Source organism: Crossiella sp. CA198 (genome assembly GCF_052078295.1).
Lineage (GTDB): Bacteria > Actinomycetota > Actinomycetes > Mycobacteriales > Pseudonocardiaceae > Crossiella.
Map to the genome: position 1 here is coordinate 144,621 of NZ_JBQJIM010000008.1, position 16,237 is coordinate 160,857.

At 71.5% G+C, this 16,237-nt stretch carries 16 protein-coding genes; 4 read left to right on the forward strand and 12 right to left on the reverse strand.

Features of this window, described 5'->3' with window-relative positions:
- Positions 1-6: 6 nt before the first annotated feature.
- The 4 genes from ACTOWY_RS15360 to ACTOWY_RS15375 are packed head-to-tail and all read right to left on the reverse strand — an operon-like array spanning position 7 to position 4,320.
- The gene (locus ACTOWY_RS15360; RefSeq protein ID WP_441310286.1) at positions 7-501 is read right to left on the reverse strand and encodes a GNAT family N-acetyltransferase; all 495 of its coding nucleotides are present in this window, start codon (positions 499-501) and stop codon (positions 7-9) included.
- Complete coding sequence (gene ligA / locus ACTOWY_RS15365; RefSeq protein ID WP_441310287.1) at positions 476-2,641, reverse strand: NAD-dependent DNA ligase LigA; 2,166 nt, start codon at positions 2,639-2,641, stop codon at positions 476-478. The genes ACTOWY_RS15360 and ligA overlap by 26 nt, the downstream gene beginning before the upstream one ends.
- Positions 2,642-2,682: 41 nt before the next feature.
- Positions 2,683-3,354: a hypothetical protein gene (locus tag ACTOWY_RS15370; RefSeq protein ID WP_185009291.1), complete on the reverse strand. Its 672-nt coding sequence runs from the start codon at positions 3,352-3,354 to the stop codon at positions 2,683-2,685.
- Between the two features lie 54 nt (positions 3,355-3,408).
- Positions 3,409-4,320, reverse strand: a complete 912-nt coding sequence (locus ACTOWY_RS15375) for a LysR family transcriptional regulator (protein ID WP_441310288.1) — start codon at positions 4,318-4,320, stop codon at positions 3,409-3,411.
- Between the two features lie 96 nt (positions 4,321-4,416).
- On the opposite strand from ACTOWY_RS15375, the gene ACTOWY_RS15380 reads away from it, so the two are divergent.
- A complete protein-coding gene (locus ACTOWY_RS15380; protein WP_441310473.1) occupies positions 4,417-5,352 on the forward strand; it encodes a YeiH family protein in 936 nt (311 codons plus the stop codon).
- A gap of 145 nt (positions 5,353-5,497) precedes the next feature.
- On the opposite strand, the gene ACTOWY_RS15385 is transcribed toward ACTOWY_RS15380, so the two are convergent.
- Positions 5,498-7,390: a glycoside hydrolase family 9 protein gene (locus tag ACTOWY_RS15385; protein WP_441310289.1), complete on the reverse strand. Its 1,893-nt coding sequence runs from the start codon at positions 7,388-7,390 to the stop codon at positions 5,498-5,500.
- A 162-nt stretch (positions 7,391-7,552) separates the two neighbouring features.
- On the opposite strand from ACTOWY_RS15385, the gene ACTOWY_RS15390 reads away from it, so the two are divergent.
- Positions 7,553-8,752: an alpha/beta hydrolase fold domain-containing protein gene (locus ACTOWY_RS15390; protein WP_441310290.1), complete on the forward strand. Its 1,200-nt coding sequence runs from the start codon at positions 7,553-7,555 to the stop codon at positions 8,750-8,752.
- A 1-nt stretch (position 8,753) separates the two neighbouring features.
- Here ACTOWY_RS15390 and ACTOWY_RS15395 read toward each other — a convergent pair whose 3' ends face one another.
- Positions 8,754-9,779: a methionine synthase gene (locus ACTOWY_RS15395; RefSeq protein ID WP_441310291.1), complete on the reverse strand. Its 1,026-nt coding sequence runs from the start codon at positions 9,777-9,779 to the stop codon at positions 8,754-8,756.
- 203 nt (positions 9,780-9,982) lie between these two features.
- A complete protein-coding gene (locus ACTOWY_RS15400; RefSeq protein WP_441310292.1) occupies positions 9,983-10,399 on the reverse strand; it encodes a nuclear transport factor 2 family protein in 417 nt (138 codons plus the stop codon).
- A 185-nt stretch (positions 10,400-10,584) separates the two neighbouring features.
- Here ACTOWY_RS15400 and ACTOWY_RS15405 point away from each other — a divergent pair, with 185 nt between their 5' ends.
- On the forward strand, positions 10,585-11,553 hold the full coding sequence (locus ACTOWY_RS15405; protein WP_441310293.1) for a Fic family protein: 969 nt from the start codon (positions 10,585-10,587) through the stop codon (positions 11,551-11,553).
- A gap of 49 nt (positions 11,554-11,602) precedes the next feature.
- Here the strand turns inward: ACTOWY_RS15405 and ACTOWY_RS15410 are convergent, their stop codons facing one another.
- The 4 genes from ACTOWY_RS15410 to ACTOWY_RS15425 all read right to left on the reverse strand — a co-directional run bounded on the left by ACTOWY_RS15410 (position 11,603) and on the right by ACTOWY_RS15425 (position 13,837).
- A complete protein-coding gene (locus ACTOWY_RS15410; RefSeq protein ID WP_441310294.1) occupies positions 11,603-11,980 on the reverse strand; it encodes a VOC family protein in 378 nt (125 codons plus the stop codon).
- Between the two features lie 2 nt (positions 11,981-11,982).
- Positions 11,983-12,360: a VOC family protein gene (locus ACTOWY_RS15415; protein WP_441310295.1), complete on the reverse strand. Its 378-nt coding sequence runs from the start codon at positions 12,358-12,360 to the stop codon at positions 11,983-11,985.
- A 62-nt stretch (positions 12,361-12,422) separates the two neighbouring features.
- Positions 12,423-12,908, reverse strand: coding sequence for a hypothetical protein (locus ACTOWY_RS15420; RefSeq protein WP_441310296.1), 486 nt, complete (start codon positions 12,906-12,908; stop codon positions 12,423-12,425).
- A complete protein-coding gene (locus ACTOWY_RS15425; RefSeq protein ID WP_441310297.1) occupies positions 12,905-13,837 on the reverse strand; it encodes a LysR family transcriptional regulator in 933 nt (310 codons plus the stop codon). Before ACTOWY_RS15425 ends, ACTOWY_RS15420 begins: the two co-directional genes overlap by 4 nt.
- 73 nt (positions 13,838-13,910) lie before the next feature.
- On the opposite strand from ACTOWY_RS15425, the gene ACTOWY_RS15430 reads away from it, so the two are divergent.
- Positions 13,911-14,813, forward strand: coding sequence for a pyridoxal-phosphate dependent enzyme (locus tag ACTOWY_RS15430; protein WP_441310298.1), 903 nt, complete (start codon positions 13,911-13,913; stop codon positions 14,811-14,813).
- Between the two features lie 170 nt (positions 14,814-14,983).
- Here the strand turns inward: ACTOWY_RS15430 and ACTOWY_RS15435 are convergent, their stop codons facing one another.
- Positions 14,984-16,156: an ROK family protein gene (locus tag ACTOWY_RS15435; RefSeq protein ID WP_441310299.1), complete on the reverse strand. Its 1,173-nt coding sequence runs from the start codon at positions 16,154-16,156 to the stop codon at positions 14,984-14,986.
- Positions 16,157-16,237 lie beyond the last annotated feature (81 nt).

Consider the following 16,237-nt stretch of genomic DNA (forward strand, 5'->3'; position numbering starts at 1 on the left):
TCGCTCCTAGCTGAGTTCCCGGACGAAGCCTTGCAGCCAGACTCCCGGAACCGGGGAGAAGTCGCGCGACGGCAACCGGGTGAACCCGTGCCGCTCGTAGAGCCGGTGCGCGGCGGTCATGTTCTTCGCGCTGCACATCACCACCCGGCGCACGCCCAGGTCACGGCCGCGTTCCAGCACCGCGCGCAGCAGCACCTCGCCGATGCCGCGGCCGCGCTGGGCCGGGTCGACGGCCAGCATCCGGAACTCCAGCTCACCCGGTTGGGAGATCTCGGCGAAGATCGTGCCCGGGTGCACCACGGTGACCGTGCCGAGCACGGCGCCCTCGCCGTTCACCGCGACCAGCAGTTCCGCGCCGTCCGAGCGGGCCTGCGCGTCGCGCAGTTTCTCCTCGTAGCCGCTGCCCTCCGGGATGACCTCGGCGGCGGCGTAGGCCGCCACGGTGACCGCGCCGACCGCCTCGATCTCGCCAGGTTCAGCCTTGCGGACCCGAATCCCCATCCCCATCCCGCGCACTCCCGTCCTCACCGATCGCGGCGACCTCGGTGGCCGCCGCCGGACCGGACTCCAGCAGCACCCGGAAGCCGTCCTCGTCGAGGACCGGCACCTTGAGCTGCACCGCCTTGTCGTACTTGGATCCTGGCGCCTCGCCGACCACGACAAAGCTGGTCTTTTTCGACACCGAGCCGACCGCCTTGCCACCCCTGGACAGGATGGCCTCCTTGGCCTCGTCCCTGGAGAAGCCCGGCAGGCTGCCGGTGACCACAATGGACAGTCCGTCCAGCGTGCGCGGCACCGACTCGTCACGCTGCTCGGCCAGCTGGACGCCCGCCGCGGCCCAGGCTTGCACCACCGCACGGTGCCAGTCCACCTCGAACCACTCGCGCACGGCCGCCACGATGGTCGGGCCGACCCCGTCGACCGCGGCCAGCCGCTGCTCGTCGGCCGCCGCGATCGCCTCGATCGAGCCCAGCTCACGAGCCAGGTCCCTGGCGGCCTTGGGGCCCACGTGCCGGATGGAGAGCGCGACCAGGATCCGCCACAGCGGCCGGGTCTTGACCGCTTCCAGGTTCTCCAGCAGCTTCTGCCCGTTCGCGGACAGCTCACCGGCCATGGTGCGGAACAGCGGGACCTGGACCAGCTTGGCCGCGTCCAGGTCGAACAAATCGCGCTCGTTAGTGTATACAGTAGAGCCGACCAGGGCGGCGGCGGCCTCGAAGCCGAGCACCTCGATGTCCAGCGCGGACCGGCCTGCCAGGTAGGACAGCCGCTCGCGCAGCTGGCCGGGGCAGAACTCGGCGTTCGGGCAGCGGATGTCCACATCCGCCTCCTTCATCGGCCGCAGCGTGGCCCCGCACTCCGGGCACTCCGTCGGCATCAGGAACTCGCGTTCGCTGCCGTCTCGCGCCTCCACCACCGGGCCGAGCACCTCGGGGATGACATCGCCCGCCTTGCGCAGCACGATCCGGTCGCCGATCAGCACGCCCTTGCGCCGGACCTCGTTGGCGTTGTGCAGGGTGGCCCGCGCGACCACCGAACCGGCCACCTTGACCGGCTCGGTCACCGCGAACGGGGTGACCCGGCCGGTGCGGCCCACGTTCACCCGGATGTCGAGCAGCTGGGTGGTGACCTCCTCCGGCGGGTACTTGTAGGCGATCGCCCAGCGCGGGGCACGTGAGGTGGCGCCGAGGCGGCGCTGGTGGGTGACCTCGTCGACCTTGACCACCACGCCGTCGATCTCGTGCTCGGCGTCGTGCCGGTGCTCGCCCCAGTAGGCGATGTGCGCGGTGACCTCGTCCACTGTGGACAGAACCTTGGTGTGCGCGGACACCCGCAAACCCCAGGCTTGCAGCGCGTTGTAGGAGTCGGACTGCCGCTCCGGCTCGAAGCCCGCGCGCTTGCCAAGGCCGTGGCAGATCATCCGCAGCGGGCGGCTCGCGGTGACCTTGGGGTCCTTCTGCCGCAACGAACCGGCCGCCGCGTTGCGCGGGTTGGCGAAGGGCGGTTTGCCCGCCTCCACCTGGACGGCGTTCAGCTCGGCGAACTCCGCCAGGGTGAAGAAGACCTCGCCGCGGATCTCCACCAGCTCCGGCACCGGGTACCCGTCCGTGCCGAGCAGGCGTTCGGGCACGTCGGCCAGGGTGCGCAGGTTGAGCGTGACGTCCTCGCCGGTGCGGCCGTCGCCGCGGGTGAGACCGCGTTCCAGCCGCCCGTCCCGGTAGAGCAGGTTGACCGCGAGGCCGTCGATCTTCAGCTCGCACAGGAAGTGCGCGTCCGCGCCGACCTCCTTCTGCACCCGCTCCACCCAGGCCTGGAGTTCCTCGGCGTTGAACGCGTTGTCCAGGCTGAGCATCCGCTCCAGGTGGTCCACCGGGACGAACTCGGTGGCGAAGCTGCCGCTGACCCGCTGGGTGGGCGAGTCGGGGGTGATCAGGACCGGGTGCTCGGCCTCCAGCCGTTGCAGCTCGCGGAAGAGCAGGTCGAACTCGGCGTCGGAGATGATCGGGGAGGTCACGTAGTACCGGTACTGGTGGTCGGTGATCTCCTGGGCCAGCTCCGCGTGGCGCTCGCGCACCGCCGCGGACAGGTCCTGCACGCCCTCCGGCGCGACGGCTAGCTCACTGCTGTCGTTCCTGGTCACAGTAGGGAAGCCTAGTCATCCCCCCTGACAGTTCCGGCCGGTCAGCGGCCGGAGTGTCGGCGGTCCAGCTCCCGCACGAGTTCGCGCAGTTCGACCAGTGTGATGGCGTCCTCGGGTTCGGCGTCGGCGGTCTCCACCCGGCCCAGCCGGTCCCCGGCCAGCCGCTCGCCGAGGGTGGCGTCCAGCGGCAGGAAGGTCATCGCGGCCTTGCCCGCGTCGTCCAGCGCGGCGATGCCGGGGTGGAACACCGCGACGTCGACCAGGCCGGCCTCCTCGTCGATCAGCGCGGCCAGCCGGACCTGGGACAGCGGCAGCCGGTGCGCGCCGAGGTTGACGGTGACCTCGTTGGGGTCGGGCACCGGCGGGACCGCGTCGTAGAACTCCCACATCGGCCCGGGATCGGGTGCGGCGGCCAGCCAGGCGTCGGTGTAGGGCCGCAGGTCGGGGTCGCCCTGGGCGCTCAGGACCAGCGCGTAGATGGCCTGCTGGCCGCGTTCGACGGCGAACTGGAGGTTGGGGTGGATCGCGGTGACCGCCTCGACCACCAGGTTCTCCACCCGGCCCGGGTCCTTGTCTCCGAGTGCGGCGCTCACCTGCGGCAGCAGCTCGTCGTTCCAGCGCTGCCAGAACAGCACGGCGGCCTCCCGCGGGTCGGCGGGCTCGACCGGGTCGGGCTCGAAGCCGCCGCGCAGTTTGCGCAGGAACCGTTTCATGGCCGCCATTCCTTACCTCTGATCGCGGTATCTGAACCCACCGTAGCGTTGATGTCACCGGGCCGGGCGAGAAGCTCGGGTCGCGACTGCCAGCAATGCTGCCGCCGGCGCCGCCAGGGTCCGGCCGGCCGGCCACACCGCCCGCAGTTCCCGCCGCAGGTCGATACCGCTGACCGGCACCTCGACCAGGCGCCGGGCGGCCAGGTCCGCCTCGACCGCGAGCACGCTGAGCACCGCCGGACCCGATCCCGCGGCCACCGCGCCGCGCACGGCCGTGGTGGAGCCCAGTTCGACGAGTGCCCGGACCTTACCCACTCCAGTGCGTTCCATCGCCCGTTCGAGGGTTTCCCTGGTGCCGGAACCCCGTTCGCGGACCACCAGCGGAGTACCCACGAGTTCCTCCGGTCCAACCGGCCTGCGCCGTTTCGCCCACGGATGTCCTGGCGCGACCACCACGGCCAGCCGGTCCACCGCCACCCGCCGGGTGCGCAGACCGCGCGGCACCGCCGGGGATTCGACGAAGCCGAGGTCGACCTCGCCGCGGCGGGCCAGTTCGGCCACCGCGGCGGAGTTGGTCACCTGCAGGCCCACGTACAGCTCGGGATTGCCGCGGCGCAGTTCGGTGATCCAGCCTGGCACCAGGTGCTCGGCCACGGTCATGCTGGCCGCCACGCTCAGCTGCGCCACCCTGCGGGCGCGCAACGCGGCCGCGCCGTGCAGCAGCACGTCCAGCTCGGCGAGTACCCGTTTGGCCCATTCGGTGACCATCTGACCGGATTCGGTGAGGGTGGAGCCCCTGGTGCTGCGGTCCACCAGCGCCAGGCCGAGCCGCTTCTCCAGGGTGGCCAGGCGTTTGCTGGCCGCGGGCTGGCTGATGCCCAGCTGAGTGGCGGCCTGGCCCAGGCTGCCCAGCTCGGCGAGCCGGACGAGCAGGGCGAGTGACTCGGGGTCCGGCGGCTTGCTCATAACCGGAGGGTATGACGACCTGCCGAAGACGGCCTACCGGAGTGTCACACGGCGGGCGACGCTGAGGTGGTGAAGACCTCTGTGCGTGGCCTGGCAATGGTGCCGGGCCTGGCCGTGGTCGCCATCGCGGTGGCGATCGCGCTGGCGGTGGCGGCGGTGGCGCCCGCGGTGAGCGCGCTGACCGTGGCGGTGGTGCTGGGCATCGCGGCGGGGAACCTGGGTTTCTTGCCGGAAAGCTGCGGCCCCGGACTGGCCTGGGCGGCCAAGCGGCTGGTGCGGGCCGGGGTGGTGCTGCTCGGCCTGCAACTCGCGGTGACCGATGTGCTGGACCTGGGCGGCGGCATGCTGGTGGTTGTGCTGGCCACCGTCGCGGGCACCTTCCTCGGCACCCGGCTGCTCGGACGCTGGCTCGGCCTGCCCGCGGGGCTGAGCACGTTGGTGGCCACCGGTTTCTCCATCTGCGGCGCGGCCGCGGTGGCCGCGATGGAGGGCATGGTGCCGCGGCGGGACCGGGATGTGGCCACCGCGGTGGCGCTGGTGACCCTGTTCGGCAGTGTCTGGATGCTCACGCTGCCCCTGCTCGCCGAACTGCTCGGGCTGTCCGCGCGGGCCACCGGCGGCTGGGCCGGGGCGAGTGTGCACGAGGTGGCGCAGGTGCTGGTCGGCGCGGCGCCCGCGGGTGCGGCGGCGGTGTCGGTGGCCGTGGTGGTGAAGCTGAGCCGGGTGGTGCTGCTGGCGCCACTGGTGGCCATCGTGGGCCGCAGGCAGGGACGCTGGCTGCCACCGGTGTTCGTGCTCGGCTTCGTGGCGATGATCCTGGTGCGCAGCAGTGGCTTCCTGCCGGTGCCGGTGCTCGACGCGGCGAAACTGGCGGCGACGGTGCTGATGGCCGGGGCGTTGTTCGCCCTCGGCAGCACGGTGCGGCTCAAGGAGTTGCTGGCCACCGGGCCCAGGGCATTGGTGCTGGGCGCGGGATCCACCGCGCTGGTGGCCGGGATCTCGTTGGCTGGCTTGGCTTTGGTGGGCTGGTGACGGCCCCCGGTCGGGGTCAGGAGGCCGCCACCAGCACGACTGTTGGCGAATTCGCCTGGCGTGCCGATCTTCCGGCGAGTTGGGCCAACTGGTACGCCGGTTTTGCCCAAGCGGGCGTACCAGTTGGCCCAAGTTGTGCGTTTGCTCAGCGCAGGGCGGTCAGGCCCAGCGCCAGTGTTCCGGTTGCGGTGTAGTCGATCGCGGGCTCGCTGCTCGGCCAGGCCCGGACGTCGTCGACGAACCGGGAGCCCTGCCCGTCGAAGGCCGCCATCGGGTGCGTGCACTCCACACCGCCGCCGGGCAGGTCGCCGAGGCTGGCGAACTTCGCCGCCGCGTTGGGGCCGTTGACCACGCCGCCGACCAGGATCTTCTCGCCGCCGGTGGTGCTGCCGGAGAGGTTGGCCGCCTGGTGGTGCGGGCAGTACGGGAACCTGGGGCCGACGCCGATCACCAGGGACAGGCCCCAGGAGTTGGCGCCCAGGGCGAAGTTGCGCTGCTGGGAGCCGAAGGCGTCGTAGCCGCGGTCCCTGGTCACCGAGCGGTACAGCTCGACGGTGGCCGCGTAGCCGAAGCTACGGGTGGCCACGTCGAAGGCGGTGATGTCCACCGCGGTGCGGAACGGGCTGGTCGCCGCGCGGGTGACGCCCTTGTCCAGCTGCCGCCGGAGGTCGCCGATCAGCTGCGCCTCGGTCACCTGCGCGTTGCGGACCCACTTGGTGCGCAACACCTTCACCAGGTCGGTGTGGCCGAGTGCGCTGGTGTTGTACAGGTTCAGCGTGTCCTGGTCACCGGAACCCAGGTACGCCTTGGCCCATTCGGTGGCCGCGGTGGCCCAGTCGCCTGCCCTGCGGTCGCCGAGGGCGTACCCGGCCAGCGCGAGCTGGGTGGCCCCGTACTCCAGGTCGTCGGTCCAGGAGTTCTCCGGGTAGTAGGAGTGCGGGAACGCGGTGGTGAGCTGGCCGACGTCGGTGGTCTTGGCCTGGGCGAAGACCGAGGCGGCCTGCTCCAGGTAGTACCTGGCCTTGCGCCAGTCGCGGCGGGCCTCCACCTGGGCGGCCAGCGCGAAGGCCGCCGCGGCCCGGCCTGCCAGGTTGGGGCTGATCTTCTCGCCGGGCGCGGCGGCCCGGAACACCGGGCGGTGCTTGATGAAGTACTTCTCATCGCCCGGCTTCACCTGGAGCTTGTCGTCGGTCTCCGGCAGCCGCCAGACATCGTGGTCGCCGAGGATGCCCAGGTCCGGGCTGCCCACGCCGATGCCGACCTGCACGTAGAAGGTCTTGGACTTCTCGTCCCAGGCCTTGTCCAGCCACTTGAGCCCGAAGTCGATCTCACTGGCCAGGGTGCGGTCGCGGTTGCCCTCGCGCTGCACCAGCAGCAGTTCGCCGATGGTGTAGGCGGTGTTGGAGGTGAACTTGACGAAGTCGCCCGCGTCCACCCACCCGCCTTCGAGGTCGACGGTCTGCCCGGTCGGCTTGAGTGGTTCGGCCAGCTGGTCGTCGGGCCGGAACTTCGGGGTGTCGTAGACGGTGGCCTTGGCGTCGCTGAGGTGCGCTGGCTGGCGGTTCAGCTTGCCTGGCACCACATCGCCGCCGTCGCGCTGGGCGGCGTAGAAGTCGAAGGTCTTGTCCGCGACCGGGCCGAACAGCTCCCGGGCGGTGCCGATCTTGAACGTGGCCGAGCTGGCCTGCACCGCGCCGGTGACGGTGACCCGGTAACTGCCCGGCCGTTTGAGCGCGGAGAAGTCCAGCGGGTGCACCGCGGCGTAGCCGGCGTTCCAGCTGCCGAGGCTGGCCCCGGCCTTGCCCGCGAGCACGGTGCGGCCCGCGGTGTCGACCACCGTGAACCGGGCGCCCTCGCTGCTCGCGGGGGCCATCAGGTAACCGATCTTGGTCTCGTCGTGGGCGTAACCCACGCCGTCGAGCCGGATCTGGCCACTGGCGGCCGCGTTGGCGGACGCCGCGCTCACCATCACCGCACCGAGGGCCACCGCGGTGGTGACCGCCACGGTTCGGAGCAGGGCAGGGCGGGGAACACGCATGAACCCTCGGCATTCCTGGGCTGGCGGCCCAAATAGTTAATAAAGTTCTCTATTTGGGCGGAAAGTATTCCCGGACATATCGCCCAAGGTCAATGCGTAGCCGTACTAGGCATCCAGCGGCTCAGTCGGCACCGCCGCCCGGCCCCGTGCTAGAAGGGAAAGATGCCGGATGAGAACCCCCAGCCCGCCCAGGCCAGCCCGCGACGGCGCGGCTGGTTCCTGCCCACGGTGGCGATCCTGTTCCTGCTGCTCGCACTGGCGGCGGGCTGGCTGATGTTCTTCGACCGCCAGCCGACCTTCCTGCCGACCACGTTGCTGCGCGCCTACCCGCTGCACGTGCTGCTGCTCAGCCTGCTGGCCCTGGTCGTGCTCGGCTTCGCACTGCGCCGCCGGCGCTGGCTGGCCGCCACCGCGGCCGGACTGGCCGTGGCGCTGTCCGCGGCCACCGGCCTGGTGCCGATGGCCGCCGCCGGGGACGCCGCGAGCCAGGCGGGCGCGCAGGTCAGCCTGGGCGAGTACCTGGCCAACGCCGCCTCGGCGAACTTCGGCAAGCCAGATCCCGCGCGCTCGGTGCGCTACGCCTCCCCCGGCGGGCACGGGCTGGACCTGGACGTCTGGCCGAGCGAGGACCCGAAGTCGGGCAAGGCGGTGCTGCTGATCCACGGCGGCGGCTGGTCCGGCGGCAACCGGGGCATGACCCCGGAGTGGAACCGGCTGCTGACCCGGCAGGGCTTCACCGTCTTCGACATCGAGTACCGGATGACCGGTGACGTGCCGCCGGGAACCGCTTGGCAGGCAACGGTGTCGGACAGCAAGTGCGCGCTGGCCTGGATCACCGCGAACGCGGCGAAGTACCGGATCGACCCGGACCGGATCTCGGTGTTCGGCCAGTCCGCGGGCGGCCACCTGGCGCTGATGACCGCCTACACCAGCGGCACCGACGCCTTCAAACCCAGCTGCGACCTGCCCGAGGGCAAAATCCGGTCCGCGGTGGACTTCTACGGTCCGTACGACCTGATCGCCTTCGCCACCGGCCCGGACGGCACCGACGCCGGGCGCTCCATCCTGCACACGGCGCTGGGTGCTTCCGCGGCCGAGCAGACCGAGCGCTACCGGACGTTCTCGCCGAGCAGCTACGTGCGGGCAGGCCTGCCGCCCACGCTGATCCTGCAGGGCGAGCGGGACTTCCTGGTGCCGCAGTCGCAGTCCCGGCTGCTGCAAGAGGCGCTGGGCAAGGCGGGCGTGCCACACCGGGCGCAGTTCCTGCCCTATACCGCCCACGCCTTCGACGTGAGCTGGGGCTCGTACCAGACCCAGCTCGCCCGCTCGGCCGTGACCGGTTTCCTGGCCGAACGCGGCTAGCTCACCAGCCCTGCGGGGGCTCGGTGAACGCCTTGCCCATATCCCTGGTCAGCGACAACGCGCGGCGCACCCAGCCCAGCGAGGCGCCCGCCATCCCGCAGCACGGGGTGGCCACGGCGCGCTCGGCGAGCAGGTCGCGGCTGAAGCCGAGCCGGTCGACCAGGCGCAGGGCGGGTTCGGCCAGTGCGCGCAGGGTCGGCGGGGTGGCCGGTTCGAGGGAGGGCACCAGGCCGAGGAACAGCGTGGTGCCCGCGTCCCAGGTCTCGCCGAGTTCGTCCCAGAGCGTGGTGGGGGCCTTGCCGATCAGGGTGGCGTCCAGCGCGATCGCGTCCGCGCCCGCCATCCGGAAGAGGGTGACCGGCGGTCGCGGCGCGCAGCAGTGCACCACCACCGAGGCGCCGGTGGCGCCCTTGACCTGCTCGATGACCTCGGCCAGCAGCGCCTGCGCGTCCGGGGCGGGCACCGCGGCGACGTTGCCGTAGCCGGAGGCGGTGGGCAGCCTGCCATCCAGCACCGCGGGCAGGCCGGGCTCGTCGAGCTGGAGCACGATGTCCGCGCCGGTGCGCGCGCCGACCTCGGTGATGTGCCTGGTCAGGCCCTCGGCCAGGGAGGCGGCGAACTCGCGCAGCGCACCGCGATCGGTAAGCACCCGGTGCCCGCGAACCAGCTCGACCTGCGAGGTCAGCGTCCACGGCCCGGCGGCCTGCACCTTGACCGAGGACCGCGGCGACACGCCCTCCCACGCCTCGTCGAAGGCGTCCAGGTCGGTGCGCAGCAGGTCGACGGCGCGACGATGGTCGCGGCCGGGGCGGGCGGTAACCCGGTAGGCCGAGGGCACCAGCTCCACGGCCAGGTCGACCAGCAGTCCGGCGGTGCGGCCGATGATGTCCGCACCGACGCCGCGGGCGGGCAGCTCGGGCAGGTGGGTCAGCTCGGGCAGTTCCCCGAGCACGATCCGCGCCGCCTCCAGGGGGTCGGTTCCGGGGAGCGAGCCAATACCGGTGGCCGTGCCGGGGTTCACCTTCACAGCCCAAGCCTGCCACCCGCGCGCAAGCCCCGCCGCGCACACCCCGTGCACGCATATGGTCTAGACCTATTGACGGAGTGGTCCAGGCCACTTACGTTCGGACCACCGCGGTTCACAACCCTGAACACCACGAACCGCCTGCACTGGCTGACCGGGGAACAAAGCCGACCGGCCCCGAGCCTTCCCACGGGGCCGGTCGGCCCTCACTCGCCCAGCGCCACCGCGACGGACAGGCTGTCCTCGTAGACGTGGTAGCGCGTGATCACCCCGTCCCGCACGGTGAAACGCAAGGCGCACAACGCGGTGTAGGCCCGTCCGGTCGCCTTCGCGATCTGCGAGATCTCGGCGAACAGCACCGCGTCCGCGCCGTCGACCAGGATCTCCGGCGCCCGGCTCGGCGGGGTGCCGGGAGTGTGCGCCTCGGCGATCTCGCGGAAGTGGTCCGCGACGTCGGATCTGGTGCGGCGCGGGCGGATCCAGGGCACGGCGGGGTGGCCTTCGGCCGGCCAGTTGAGCTGCCAGTCGACCTCGCCTGCGAACAACTCGGCGATGCGGTCCGGGTCGCCTGCGACGACTCGGGTCAGGAATTCCTCAATGACAGCACGGGTTTCAGTGGGCACGAGCATCCTCTCGGGTGGATCTTCACCCGGACCCTAACCCGCTTCACTGACACGGAGCGTCAGGGTTTCGCCGCCAGGCCACTCGACCGATTGACGAGATTGACTGTTCATCCGTTCAACTTGACGAATGAATCGTCCACCTGGACGACAGCATCGAGGGCTATGAGGTCTCCCTCGACGACGCGGTGGCCCTGATCGAGGACGAGGAACCGCTCGACGCCGACCGGCTCACCTCGCTGGAGATCGTCGGCTACCGCAACGCGCTGACCTACGTCCAGCAACTGGCCGAGGACACCGAGTTCAGCCTGGACCAGTCGTTGCTGCGCAGCCTGCACTTCATGATGCTCGGCCACGACCTGTCCAAGAGCCCTGGCCGGTACCGGCAGAGTTCGATCTTCGTGCACGACGAGGAGCACGACGAGGTCGTCTACGAGGGACCCGAGCCGGAACTGGTCCCCGAACTCATGCGGGCGCTGACCGAATCCCTGGCCGGGAACAACGACTGCCCAGTGTTCGTCCGGGCCGCGCTGGGCCACCTGAACCTGGTCATGATCCATCCGTTCCGGGACGGGAACGGGCGGATGGCCCGCGCGCTGCAAACCCTGATCCTGGCCAGGGAGAAGATCCTCACCCCCGAGTTCAGCAGCATCGAGGAGTGGCTGGGGCGCAACACCGCCGCCTACTACGAGGCGCTCGCCGAGGCCGGTGGCGGCTCCTGGCGGCCGGACCGAAGCACGGGCGCCTGGATCCGGTTCAACCTGACCGCGCACCACATGCAGGCCCAGACCGTGCTGCGCCGGGTGGAGGACGCGGCCAGGGTGTGGCGTGAGCTGGAAACCGTGCTGGCCCAGCGGAAACTGCCGGAACGGACCGCGCTGGCGCTGTTCGACGCCTCGGTCGGGCTCACCGTCCGCCGCTCGGCCTATGGCCGGGACGCGGAGCTGGAGCCGGGCACGGCCGCGCGCGATCTCCGGCTGCTGGTCGCGGGCGGACTGCTGGTGCCGCACGGGGAGACCAAGTCCCGGATCTACGTGGCCAGTGAGGAGCTGCGCTCGATCCGGAGTCAGGTGGTCACCTCGAAGGTTCAGCTGCGCAACCCTTATGACACCGGAAAAACCGGTGCGGTGCCGGAGAAAAGGCTGCGCACGCGCTGACCGGCAGGGCCGGATGCGCCCGCCGGAGCGGGGCGCATCCGGCAGCCCGTCAGAGGTGCAACACCGACAGGATGTTCCCCGCCGGATCGGTGAACCAGGCGATATCCGGCCCCCGCCCGTCCTTCGACCCCCAGGTGATCCCCCGCTCATCCGTCATCCCCGAGTACTGCTCGAACCGCACCCCCAGCGCGGTCAGGGCAGTCACCACCTCCGCGATGTCCTCCACCGGGAAATTCAGCACCGTGTACTCGGCGGGCACGTGATTCGGCTTGGGATAGACCAGAACCTCCGCGCCCGTGCCCAGGTGCAGGGTCAGCATGCCGTTGAACTCCGAGACCTTGAGGCCCAGGGTCTGTTCGTAGAAGGTGCGGGCGGCGGGGATGTCGTTGACGGAGAAGCCGGTGAAGGCCTTGGCGTTGCCGAGCATGGTCAGTTCCCCTCGCCGATGCGGGCCAGGTAGGCGGCGCCGAGCTGGATGATCTGGAGGTAGTTGCCGTCCGGGTCGAGCAGGGTCGCGAACAGCATGCCCTCGCTGCGCTCCTCCAGCTCGACGAGCCAGGTGACGCCAAGGGAGTCCAGGTGGGCGGCGACCTCGCGGGCGTTCTCGACGGTGAAGTTGAGGATGACGCGGCCGGGTTCGACCGGGGTTGCGGCGATGTCGTCTCGCTGGTCGATGAGCACGGCGACCTCGCCGAAGACCAGGAAGCCGTCCTGGCTGGGCGCTACGCCGAATGCCTTCTGGTACCAGCTGCTCAGGCGGTCGGGGTTGGTGCTGGCGAGCAGGATGCTGCCCAGGGTCACGCTCATGGTTGCCTCCGGTTTTCGGGTCCTGTGGGACACCGACGAACGGAGGCCGGGCAAATCGACAGCTACACCTTGCGGTGCCAGGCGGCGACCATGGTGGGCAGGATGACGGCGAGCTGGAACGGGATCAGCAGGGCCACGATCACCACGCCCTTGCCGGGGCTGGGCAGGGCGAAGCCGAGCCAGGCGCCGACCACCACCAGTTCGGCGCACAGCAGGGCCTGGCCGATCCGGTAGGCGCGGGCGTAGACCTCGCCGCGCAGCGCGAGCTGGTACTCGTCCAGGTTGCGTTCCGGCAGCTCCTCCACACCCCTGGTGGCGGCCTTGAGCAGGCCGATGCACAGCACGCAGGCCACGGTCACCAGCGCGGCGGCGATGAGCAGCGGCACCGGGCCTGCCGGCACCAGGGTGAACAGGGCGGCCTCGGCGACCAGCAACGCGATCAGCGCGCCGACCAGGCGGCGGCGGGCCGTCAGGGTGCGGAAGCGGTCGAATCGGGGGTCGTCGAGCAGCTGGGCGCGCCGGTAGGAGCGCTCCTCACGGTTGGTCACGGGGTTCCGTCCTCCTCGCCATGCGCCTGCCGGGACATCTTCGCGCCCGCCGCGGTGAGCAGTCGCACCACCTCCGCGGTCAGCGGCAGCGGGCGGTGCCGGTGCACCACGTAGACCTCCCGCACCGGCGCGAGCCCGGTCAGCGAGCGCACCACCAGCCGCCGGTCCGCCACCGCGCCGAGCACGCTGGCCGGGACCAGTGAGACACCGACGCCCGCGCCCAGCAACCCGAGGGTCACCCCGTAGTCGCGGGTCTCGAAGGCCACGTGCAGCTCCAGCCGGGTCCGCGCGGCGAGTGCTTGCAGGCAGACCCGGTTGGGCACGCCGGAGCTGCCGCTGATCCACTCCTCGCCCGCCAGGTCGGCCAGGGTGATGCGTTCGGCCCCGGCCAGGCGGTGGCCCGCGGGCAGGACCAGGCGCAGCGGGTCGGTGAGCAGGCGGTGCCGCCGGGTGCCGCCCAGCGGGGGCAGGGTGACGCCGGTGTACCGGTGGGTGATCAGCAGATCCAGTTCGCGGGAGGCGACCAGGCCGTAGCCCTCGGGCGGTTCGATGTCGAGCAGGGCCAGCCGGACCGTGGGGTGGCGTTGCCGGAACTCGGCCAGCACGGCGGGCACCAGCAGCGCGCCCGCGGTGGCGAAGGTGCCCAGCGCGATGCGTTCCGGGGTGTTGCCGAGCAGTTCGCGCACCGCGTCCTCGGCGTCGCGCAACTCGCCCAGCACCCGTTCGCCGTGCCGCACCAGCACTTCCCCCGCCTCGGTCGGCCGCACGCCGCCGGGTCCGCGGTCCAGCAGCCGGACGCCGACCGCACGCTCCAGTTTGGACAGTTGCTGGGACAGCGCGGAGGGCGTCACGGACAGCCGGAGCGCGGCCGCGCTGATCGAACCAGCGTGCGCGACCTCGACCAGCACCCGCAACCGATCGGCGTCCATGCCTTAAGTATCGCTACAAACCCCCGAGCAGACATCGCTTTTGCTGAAGTCCGGGCGGGGGCAGGCTGAGGCCATGACTCGACTCCCGACCCCGGCGGACGTGGCCAGCGCGGCCGAGCGGATCGCCCCGTACGTCCGGCGCACGCCGATGCTGCGCGTGACGGTGGACGGCAGACCGCTGTGGCTCAAGCTGGAGCAGCTCCAGCTCACCGGCTCGTTCAAACTGCGTGGCGCGACGAACGCACTGCTCAGCGGCCCGCGGCCGGAACGGGTGGCCACGGTCAGCGGCGGCAACCACGGGTACGCGGTGGGCACCGCAGCCCGGTTGCTGGACCTGCCGACCCGGGTGCACGTGCCGGTGTTCGCCGCGGAGAGCAAGGTCCGGCGGATCAAGGAGACCGGGGCCGAGGTGGTCCGGCACGAGACCTACCCGGACGCCAACCGCGCGGCCCGGCTGGAGGGCGGCGAGCCGGGCGGGCGCTACGTCTCGGCCTACGACGATCCGGCGGTGATCGCCGGACAGGGCACGGTCGGGCTGGAGATCGTCGCGGACGCGCCCGAGGTGGACGCGCTCTTCGTCGCGGTCGGCGGCGGCGGGCTGGCCGCGGGACTGGCGCTGGGCGCCGGGCGGCGGATCATCGCGGTGGAGCCCGAGGGCTGCCACTGCCTGCACGCGGCCCTGGCCGCCGGGCGGCCGGTGCACACCGAGGTGGACTCGGTGGCGATGTCCGCGCTGGGCGCGGCCCAGGCCGGGGACCTGACCTACGCGATCCTGCGCGAGTCCGGGGTGGAATCGCACCTGGTGTCCGATGCGGAACTACTGGCCGCGCGGGACCGCCTCTGGGACGAGTTCCGGCTCGCCCTGGAACCCGCGGCCGCGGTCCCGTTCGCGTTGTGGCTCAAGGACAAGGTCGCCGCCGAACACCCGTGCGTCGTCCTGTGCGGCGCCAACACCGACTGGACCCCGGAGGCCTGACCCCGGCGTGTTGGCCGTTGTCGTACGCCGAGTTGGCCCAACTGGTACGCCCGCTTGGCCACACTCGTACGCCCGGTTTGCCCAAGTGGGCGGGGGGCGGCGAGTTGGGCCAACTCGGCGTACGAGTTTGGCCAACGTGGCGTACGACAACGGCCAACACGCCGGTGGGGTTAGCCGGTCGCGGTGGTGGCGGTTCTGGGGGCGGAGAGGAGGGGGGCGAGGGCGAGTTCGGCGGCGCCGAGTAGGACTGGGGCGGGGAGGGCGGCGGTGGTTAGCGGGACCGGGTGGATGCGGGCCACGTGACTGGTCTCCATGCCGGCCAGGATGCGCTCGCGGGCGCCGGGGGCGTCGTGCATGGCGGCGAGCTGACCGGTGAGGATGACCAGGTCCGGGTTCAGCAGGGTCACCAGCACCGCCAGACCCGCGCCGATCCGGTCCGCGGTGGCCTGGATGGCCGCGGTCTGCGCGGGATCGGCCAGCACCGCGGCCACCGCGGCGCTGGGGTCGGTGGTGTCGGTGAACGGGACGCCGGCGTGCTTGAGCAGGGCGCGGGCGTCGGCCTGGGTCTCGAAGCAGGAGGTCGCGCCACACGGGCAGCGGGTGGGTTCGGTCGTGTCCAGTTGCAGGTGACCGGCTTCCAGGGCATGCCCGGCGCTGCCGTCGAAGGTGACGCCGTGCTGGACCAGCCCGCCGCCGATGCCGACGTCGTCGCTGCCCAGCACCACCGCCACCCTGGCCTGCTGGGCCGCGCCGTGCCTGCTCTCGGCCAGCGCGGCCAGGTGGCCGTCGTTGCACGGGTACAACGCCAGGCCGGGCAGGCGTTCGGCGAGCAACTTCTTGAACGGGACGTCGGTCCAGCCCAGGTGGAAGGCGGCGTGGATCTGACCGTTGGGCGCGTCCAGCACCGCGGGCAGTGCGATGGCCAGGCCGGTCAGCCCCGGGTACCGGCGCAGCAGCGGGCGGGCCAGTTCGGCCAGCTTGTCCGCCACCGCCTCGGGCGTGCGCTCCTCCGGGGGCAGCGCGACCTCGGTGCGGTCGGTGATCGCCCGGCCCAGACCCACCGCGGCGATGGTCAGCGCGCGGGAGCGGACCTGGGCGGCCAGCACTCGCGGTCGTGGCTGGACCGACACCTGCGGCGAGGGGCGGCCCAGGCGGCGCGGTGACTCCACCGGCGGGCCGCACTGGATCAGGCCGAGCTGCTCCAACTCGGTGATCGCCACCCCGGTCGCGCTGCGCGCCAGCTCCAGCCGCCTGCCGATCTCCGCTCTGGTCAGCGGGCCGTGCCGGTGCACCAGCGACAGCAGCCGCTGCGGCGCGGGCTCGGTGAACGGGGTTGTGCTCACACCCCTAAGCCTGCCACGCTCACTTTGTTCTGCTTGAGAATAAAATCCGCACTGGTGACAGGGGGTACCTAGGTGATCACA

Excerpts from the sequence above, each read along its gene's own strand:
- ACTOWY_RS15360 (WP_441310286.1), bottom strand. The coding sequence starts at position 501 with ATGGGGATTCGGGTCCGCAAGGCTGAACCTGGCGAGATCGAGGCGGTC.
- ACTOWY_RS15370 (WP_185009291.1), bottom strand. The coding sequence starts at position 3,354 with ATGAAACGGTTCCTGCGCAAACTGCGCGGCGGCTTCGAGCCCGACCCG.
- ACTOWY_RS15375 (WP_441310288.1), bottom strand. The coding sequence starts at position 4,320 with ATGAGCAAGCCGCCGGACCCCGAGTCACTCGCCCTGCTCGTCCGGCTC.
- ACTOWY_RS15380 (WP_441310473.1), top strand. The coding sequence starts at position 4,417 with ATGGTGCCGGGCCTGGCCGTGGTCGCCATCGCGGTGGCGATCGCGCTG.
- ACTOWY_RS15385 (WP_441310289.1), bottom strand. The coding sequence starts at position 7,390 with ATGCGTGTTCCCCGCCCTGCCCTGCTCCGAACCGTGGCGGTCACCACC.
- ACTOWY_RS15390 (WP_441310290.1), top strand. The coding sequence starts at position 7,553 with ATGCCGGATGAGAACCCCCAGCCCGCCCAGGCCAGCCCGCGACGGCGC.
- ACTOWY_RS15410 (WP_441310294.1), bottom strand. The coding sequence starts at position 11,980 with ATGCTCGGCAACGCCAAGGCCTTCACCGGCTTCTCCGTCAACGACATC.
- ACTOWY_RS15415 (WP_441310295.1), bottom strand. The coding sequence starts at position 12,360 with ATGAGCGTGACCCTGGGCAGCATCCTGCTCGCCAGCACCAACCCCGAC.
- ACTOWY_RS15425 (WP_441310297.1), bottom strand. The coding sequence starts at position 13,837 with ATGGACGCCGATCGGTTGCGGGTGCTGGTCGAGGTCGCGCACGCTGGT.
- ACTOWY_RS15430 (WP_441310298.1), top strand. The coding sequence starts at position 13,911 with ATGACTCGACTCCCGACCCCGGCGGACGTGGCCAGCGCGGCCGAGCGG.